General features: G+C 75.8%; 1 protein-coding gene and 1 pseudogene. One reads left to right on the top strand and one right to left on the bottom strand.

From position 1 onward, the window contains the following. Positions 1 to 125 precede the first annotated feature (125 nt). Positions 126 to 4,475 (top strand): translocation/assembly module TamB domain-containing protein, encoded by a 4,350-nt coding sequence (locus FV234_RS25200; protein ID WP_246686307.1) that lies wholly within the window; start codon positions 126 to 128, stop codon positions 4,473 to 4,475. A 114-nt stretch (positions 4,476 to 4,589) separates the two neighbouring features. Here FV234_RS25200 and FV234_RS25195 read toward each other — a convergent pair. Then, positions 4,590 to 4,701, bottom strand: a pseudogene (locus FV234_RS25195) (IS5/IS1182 family transposase); the annotation flags it as partial.

Raw genomic sequence — 4,701 nt, 5'->3', positions numbered from 1 at the left:
GGGCTGGGGCGAGGGGCGTGACCGCTCCGGACACTTCTCATCCCTCACCCCGACCCTCTCCCGGCCGGGAGAGGGGGCCCGCGCTCGGTCCGGCGGCGTTGCGCCGTGCAGGGATCCGCCGTCCCGTGGGGCAGGGCGGAACGCGCGTCGCGCTCGCCGCCTCGCTCCTCGTCGTCGGGCTTTCCGCTCCCGCAGCCGTCACCCACGCCGCGGACGAGGCCGAGAAGACCGTGCTCGGCGGCCTGCTCTCGCGGGCGCTCTCGACCCCGTCGTCGCGCGTCGCCATCGGCGCGGTCGACGGCGCGCTGTCGTCCGACGCCGTCATCCGCGACGTGGCGATCAGCGACCGCGACGGAGTCTGGCTCAAGCTCGACCGGGCGCGCATCGTCTGGCGGCGCCTCGCGCTCCTGTCCGGCCGGCTCGAGGTCGACACCCTCGAGGTCGGCAGGCTCGACGTGCTGCGGCGCCCGGTGCCCGCCGCCGTCGTCGCGACGCCGGAGCCCGACGGAACCCTGCTGCCGGACCTTCCGGTCAAGGTCGAGATCAAGAACTTCTCCCTGGCCGACCTCGTGCTCGGCGAGGGCATCGCCGGCCAGCCGGCGCGGCTCTCGGCCAAGGGCCGGGCGAAACTCGGCGCGCCGTCCGAAGGGCTCGACCTCGACGCCGCGGTGCAGCGCCAGGATGCCGGCGGCCGGTTCGGCCTCAAGCTGCTGTTCGTGCCGCAGGGCGAGCGCCTGGAGGTGAAGGCGGCCCTGAACGAGCCGGCCGGCGGCCTGCTCTCCAAGGGCCTAAACATGCCCGGCGCCCCGCCGGTCGACCTCGACCTCGACGGGCGCGGGACGCTGGATGCGTGGAACGCCCGCCTCGATTTCTCCGCCGGCGAAACCATCGGCGCGCAGGGCGGCGCCCGGATCACGCGGGTCGGGTCCGAGCGGCGGCTCGCCCTCGACCTCGCCGCGCGCATCGAGGGGCTGCTGCCCGGCCCCGCCGCCGCGGTGTTCTCGGGCACGACCAAGCTCGACGGAGCGCTCGGCTTCTCCGACGGCGGCGCCCTGCGGATCGACCGGCTCGAACTGGCGTCCCGCACTGCCCGCCTTGACGCGCGCGGCACCCTCGACGCGGCGCGCAACGCCGACTTCACCCTCCAGGCCCGCGCCGTGCCGACCGAGGGCGGGGTGACCCGGGCCGCCGAGAGCGAGCTCAAGACCTTGGTCTTCGACGGAAGCCTAAAGGGGCCGCTCGCCCGGCCCCGCGTGGCGGGTAGCCTGAAGGCCGCCGGCCTGCGCACCCGCGACAGCGCCCTGGACCTCGTCGAGGCCCGGCTCTCGGCCGAGCCCGAAGCGGCCGACCGCTTCGCCCTGAGCGCCGACGCCCGGGTCGAGGGGCTGACGCTGCCCGACCCCGCCCTGCGGCGGGCGCTCGGCACCAAGGCCGCCTTCGACTTCCGCGGCACCCTGGAGCCCGACAACGTGGTCGCGGTCTCGCGCCTGCACGTCGAGGCGCCGACGATGCGGGCGGATTATGCCGGCCGCGTCGGCCGCAACACCCTCACCGGCACGGTCGAGGCCGTCCTGTCCGACCTTACCGCCTTCTCGGACCTCGCCGGCCGGCCGCTCGCCGGGCGGATGTCCGGCACGGCCAAGCTCGACGGCGATCCGGCGCGCAAGGCCGTCACCGCCGACCTCGACCTGCGCACCGAGGCGCTGTCGCTCGGCCGCCCCGTGCTCGACCGGCTGCTCGGAACCGAGCCGCGCGTCACCGGGCGCCTGTCGCAGGTCTACGACGGCTACGCCTTCGACGCCGCCAAGCTCGAGGGCGCCGCCGTCGTCGGCCGCCTCGACGGCCGCGCCACCGCCCGGGTCGCCGACGCCCGGCTCGACGTCGACCTGAAGGATCTGTCCGCCCTCGACGAGCACCTTTCCGGCCGGGCGGGCCTCTCCGGCACGCTCTCCGGCAGCCTCGAACGGCCCGACCTGTTCGCCCTGATCAGCGCGGACCAGGCCAGCGGCATGGGCCGCCCCGTGCGGGCGCTGCGGATCGAGGCGACCCTCAAGGACCTGACCGGCGCCCTCGACGGCACGGTCGCCGTCGGCGGCACCGTCGGCGGCAAGCCGCTCCAGGGCGGCGCGCACCTCGCGCGCGCAGGGGCCGACTGGCGCCTCGACCGGCTCGGCCTGGGCCTCGGCTCGGTGAGCCTCGCCGGGAACGCCGCCCTCGACGCCGCGACCTGGCTGACGGAGGGCGCGGTCCAGCTCAAGGCCGGCGACCTCGACGACCTCACGCCGCTGGCGCTGACCCGGCTCACCGGCCGCCTCGACGCCGACATCGCCCTGTCGCGCGCGGGCGGGCGGCAGGACGCGACGATCCGCGCGACCGGCGAACGGCTGCAGGCCGGCGCGGTCGGCCTCGCCCGGCTCGACGCGGACCTGAAGGGGCAGGACCTGCTGGGACCGGAGCTGCGCGGCGCTCCGCGGATCGATGGGCGCGTCGAGGCCGACCGGCTCGTCGCCGCCGACCAGACCCTCGACACGGTGCGCCTGACTGCGACGGGCTCCACGGCTGCGACCGACCTCGCGCTCAAGGCGCGCGCCCGCGGCTTCGACCTCGACGGTGCCGCCCGCGTCGGCCCCGGCGACGGCGCGGACAAGGCGACGCGCATCGACCTGATCCGCTTCTCCGCCGCACGCGGCGCCGACCGGCTGGCGCTGGCCGGCCCCGCGACCGTTACCCTCGACGGGAACGGCGCCCGGATCGAGGGCCTGACCATCGCCGCCGGCACGGGCCGGGTCACGGTGGCAGGCCGGGCGGGGCGCGACAACGACCTGACGGTCGGCATCCGCGCCCTGCCGCTGGCGCTCGCACGCATCGCCTCGCCCGGCCTGACGCTCGCCGGCACCCTCGACGGCGAGGCCGCGATCCGCGGGCCCGCCGACCGTCCACAGGGGCACTACGCTCTGACGGTCGCCCGCCTCGTCACGCCGGAGACCCGCAAGGCCGGCCTGCCACCGATCGAGGCCCGGGCCTCGGGCGACCTCGGCGACGGCCGGATCGGGCTCGACGGGCGCATCACCGCCGGCCCCGGCGTCGCGATGACCCTGTCCGGCTCGCTGCCCGCGGGGGCCGGCGGCGAGCTCGCGGTGAAGGCGCGTGGAACGCTCGACGCCGCCTTGGCCAACAGCCTGCTCAGCGTCGGCGGCCAGCGCGTCGCAGGCCGCGTGACGATCGACGCGGGCGTGGCCGGGACGCTGGCCGCGCCGCGGGCGGAGGGCAGCGCGACGCTCGTGGGCGGCAGCTTCGCCGACCCGCTCAACGGCATCCGGCTCACCAACATCGAGGGCCGCGCCACGGGGCGCGGCGACATGATCGTCCTCGAACGCCTCACCCTGGCGACCCGCAACGGCGGCCAGCTCCGGGCCGACGGTCGCGTGGCGCTCGAGCCGCAGGCCGGCTTTCCCGGCACGATCCGCATCGCGGGCGAACGCGCCGAGCTGATCTCGAGTCCGCTGATGACGGCGGTCGCGAGCCTGAACCTCGCGCTTTCCGGCCCGCTGGCGCGCACGCCGCGGATCGCCGGGCGCGTCGACGTGGTCTCGATCGACGTGTCGGTGCCCGACCGGCTGCCCGCCACGGTGCAGCCGCTGCCGGGCATCCGCCGGATCAACACCCCGCCGGACATCCGCGCCCGGCTCGACGCCAAGGCCGCGCGCGGCGCGCAGGTGGCCGCCGTCGGCAAGCGCGGCCCGCGCCGCGGCAAGCCCGCCGTGCCGTTCGACGCCACCCTCGACGTGGCGGTGTCGGCCCCGAACCGCATCTTCGTGCGCGGGCGCGGCATCGACGCCGAACTCGGCGGGAGCTTGCGCGTGACCGGCACCTCGCGCGACCCGACCGCCAACGGCGCGTTCGAGCTTCGGCGCGGGCGCCTCGCGGTGATCGGGCAGCGCCTCGACTTCACCCGCGGCCGCGTGACCTTCGGCGGCGCGATCGCGGCGCCCGACCTCGACTTCATCGCCGAGACCAAGGCCACCGACATCACCGCCCGCATCGCGGTCTCGGGCCCGGCCGACAGCCCGGTCTTCGCGATCTCCTCGGACCCGAGCCTGCCGCAGGACGAGGTGCTGTCGCGGCTGCTGTTCAAGAAGGCGTCGGGCAGCCTGTCGCCGTTCCAGGCGCTGCAGCTGGCGCAGGCCGTGTCGCAGCTCTCCGGCGGGGCAGGGGGCGTCGACGTGTTCGAGGCGGCGCGCAAGGGCCTCGGCCTCGACAGCCTCGACGTCTCGACCGGGACCAGCGGGGGCCCGGCCCTCGGCGCCTCGCGCTACCTCAGCGACCGCCTCAGCGTCGGCATCAAGGCCGGCGCGAAGCCCGCCGACACCGGCGCCACCATCGACTACGACGTGACGCGCCGGGTGAAGATCCAGGGCGAGGCCGGCAGCGACGGCCGCACCAGCGTCGGCGTCGGCGCGGAATGGGAGTACTGACGCCGGGCCACGCTGGCGCCTCGCCGGACGATGCTCTCAACGGCTGCGAGGTCGCATCGTCCTCACGCGAGCCGGCATTCGCCTCGCTTGAAGATGCCCTAGGTCGCGGACTCATTAAGTTCGTAGCCAGACGCGAAGGGCAGCGAGTTTGACGCTGGCGAGGAAGTTGTCCGGGTCTTTGTCGTAGCGCGTGGCGACGGCCCGGAAGTGTTTGATCTTGCTGAAG

The organism is Methylobacterium sp. WL8, from assembly GCF_008040045.1.
Taxonomy (GTDB): domain Bacteria; phylum Pseudomonadota; class Alphaproteobacteria; order Rhizobiales; family Beijerinckiaceae; genus Methylobacterium; species Methylobacterium cerastii.
Note: the sequence above shows the minus strand (reverse complement) of the source record. Positions and strands in the feature narration are given on the sequence as shown.